The 2,340-nt window shown below is 72.9% G+C and carries 2 protein-coding genes and 1 pseudogene; 1 reads left to right on the top strand and 2 read right to left on the bottom strand.

The features are described from left to right. Positions 1–292: pseudogene (locus G3I65_RS27510) on the top strand (glycosyl transferase); the annotation flags it as partial. Positions 293–310: 18 nt separating this feature from the next. On the opposite strand, the gene G3I65_RS27505 reads toward G3I65_RS27510, so the two are convergent. After that, a complete protein-coding gene (locus G3I65_RS27505; protein ID WP_160698688.1) occupies positions 311–1,414 on the bottom strand; it encodes an LLM class flavin-dependent oxidoreductase in 1,104 nt (367 codons plus the stop codon). Further along, positions 1,411–2,340, bottom strand: a 930-nt coding sequence (locus tag G3I65_RS27500; protein ID WP_203612522.1) for an ABC transporter substrate-binding protein, incomplete at its 5' end; no start/stop codon positions are given. The genes G3I65_RS27505 and G3I65_RS27500, both read right to left, overlap by 4 nt.

Below are 2,340 nucleotides of genomic sequence, written 5' to 3'. Positions count from 1 at the left end.
CGTGCTGCGCGCGGGCCACGTCGACCCGCGGCTGATCGCGACGATCGCCGCGCTGGCGGCACTGCGGCCGGTCAGCGTCGGGGCGTTCCCCGCCGTCCCCGGCGAAGACCCCGCCGGGCAACCGCGCCGCCAGGTGCTCCTGACCGCGGGCAAGGACGCGGTGACGGCGTTCTACACCGGCCAGCGCGACCTGTTCCGCCCGTCCTCGGTCACCGAGACCGCGGGCGGCGTGCTCGTCACCTACCCGCTGTTCGCACCCCCGGGACTGCTGCTCCCGTTCTCCTCCCCCTGACGGGTCGTGCCGCTGGGCCTAGAACTCCTTGATCAGCCCGCGCCGGGCCAGCTCGGGCCGGACGCCGTCGCCGAACCAGTACGCCTCCTCCAGGTGCGGGTAGCCCGACAGCACGAACTCCGTCACGCCGACGCTGTGGTACTCCTCGATCAGGTCCGCGACCTCGGCGTGGCTGCCGACCAGCGCGGTCCCGGCGCCGCCGCGGACCAGGCCGACGCCGGCCCAGAGGTTCGGGTGGATCTCCAGGCCGCGGACGCCGCCGTCGGTGCGGCCGCCGTGCAACGCGACCATCCGCTGCTGCCCGACCGACTCGCTCGCCGCCAGCTGCGCCTGCGCCTTCGCGACCTGCTCGGGGCTCAGCGCGTCCAGCAGCTTCTGCGCCTCCGCCCAGGCCTCCGCGGAGGTGTCACGCGAGATCGTGTGCAGCCGGACGCCGAACCGGATCGGCCGGTCGCCCGCCAGCTCGCGTACCTTGCCGATCTTCTCCGCGACCTGCGCGGGCGGCTCGCCCCAGGTCAGGTAGACGTCGGCGTGCCGCGCCGCGACCGGCAGCGCGGCCGGCGACGAGCCCCCGAAGTAGATCGGCGGCACCGGGTCGGGCGCGGCCAGCGTCGTCGCGCCTTCGACCCGCAGGTGGTCACCTTCGAACGTGAACGGCTGCCCGGACCAGACCCCGCGCACGATGGTCAGGAACTCGTCGGTGCGCGCGTAGCGGGCGTCGTGGTCGTGCCAGTCGCCGAAGCGCCGCTGCTCCACGGCGTCGCCGCCGGTGACGATGTTGAGCAGGACCCGGCCGCCCGACAGGCGCTGGAAGGTGCCCGCCATCTGGGCGGCGAGCGTCGGTGAGATGACACCGGGGCGGAACGCGACCAGGAACTTGAGCCGGGTGGTCTCGCGGATCAGCGCGGCCGTCGTCAGCCACGCGTCTTCGCACCAGGTGCCGGTCGGGGTCAGGACCCCCTCGAAACCCTGCCGCTCGGCGGCGCGGGCGACCTGCGCGAGGTAGTCGAGATCGGGTGGGCGCTGCGCCGACGGGCCCTGGGACCGGTTGGCGTGGAAGCGTTCCACGATCGTGCGGCCGTCGCCGCTGGTGGGCAGGAACCAGTGCAGCCTGACGCTCATCCGTTGCTCCTCGCCTGGTCCAGGTCGGCCGCGAACCGCCGGTCGGCGAACGCGGCGAAGTCCACCTTGCCCGGCAGCGTCTTCTCCTCGGTGAAGGCGTCCGCGAGCTGCTGTTCGGCCGCCACCACGGCGTCGTCCAGCGCGATCGGCAGGTCACGCCCGGCGTCGACCGCCTTCCGCGCCACTTCGAGCTTCAGCCCGGTCTCCTTGGCCCAGGCCGCCGCCCATTCCGGCCGGTGCGTGTCGGCCCACTTCTGCGCCTTGACCACCCGCACGGCGAAGTCGCGCAACGCCGAGTTCTTGCCGGGGTCGGCCAGGGCCGCGGTGCTCGCGGTCAGGAAGCCGAGGCCGTTCGAGGCGCCCCGGCCGTCGGCCAGCACCCGGGCGTGCGCCTCGATCTGCGCCTGCGCGGTGTAGGGGTCCCAGATCGCCCAGGCGTCGATCGTGTGCTGGGTGAACGCGGCGTAGGCTTCCGACGGCTGCAGGAAGTTCAGCTTGACGTCCTTTGTGGACAACCCGTTGTTGTGCAGGGTGTTCAGCAGCTGGCCGTGCGCCGACGTGCCCTTGGCGACACCGATCGTCTTGCCCTTCAGCTCGGCGACGGACCGCAGCGGCGAGTCCGGCGGCACCAGCACCGCTTCCCGCTCGACGTTGCTGCGCGAAACGCTGATCACCTTGATTTTCGCCTTCGCCGCGGCCGCGAAGATCGGCGGCGTGTTGCCGACGCGGCCGGTGTCGATCGCGCCCGCCGACGCCGCTTCCAGCAACGGCGGCCCGGAGGTGAAGGTGGCCCATTCGATCTTGTACGGCGTTCCGTCCAGCTGCCCGGCCGCGGTGAGCAGCGACTTGACGCCGCCCTTCTGGTCACCGACCTTGAGCGTCACCTTCGCCAGGTCCGCCGCGCTCACCGGGCCCGGCACGGCCGC

The organism is Amycolatopsis sp. SID8362 (assembly GCF_010550475.1).
GTDB classification, from domain to species: Bacteria; Actinomycetota; Actinomycetes; order Mycobacteriales; family Pseudonocardiaceae; genus Amycolatopsis; species Amycolatopsis eburnea.
This window is presented reverse-complemented; position numbering and strand designations above follow the sequence as displayed.

Excerpts from the sequence above, each read along its gene's own strand:
- G3I65_RS27505 (WP_160698688.1), bottom strand. The coding sequence starts at position 1,414 with ATGAGCGTCAGGCTGCACTGGTTCCTGCCCACCAGCGGCGACGGCCGC.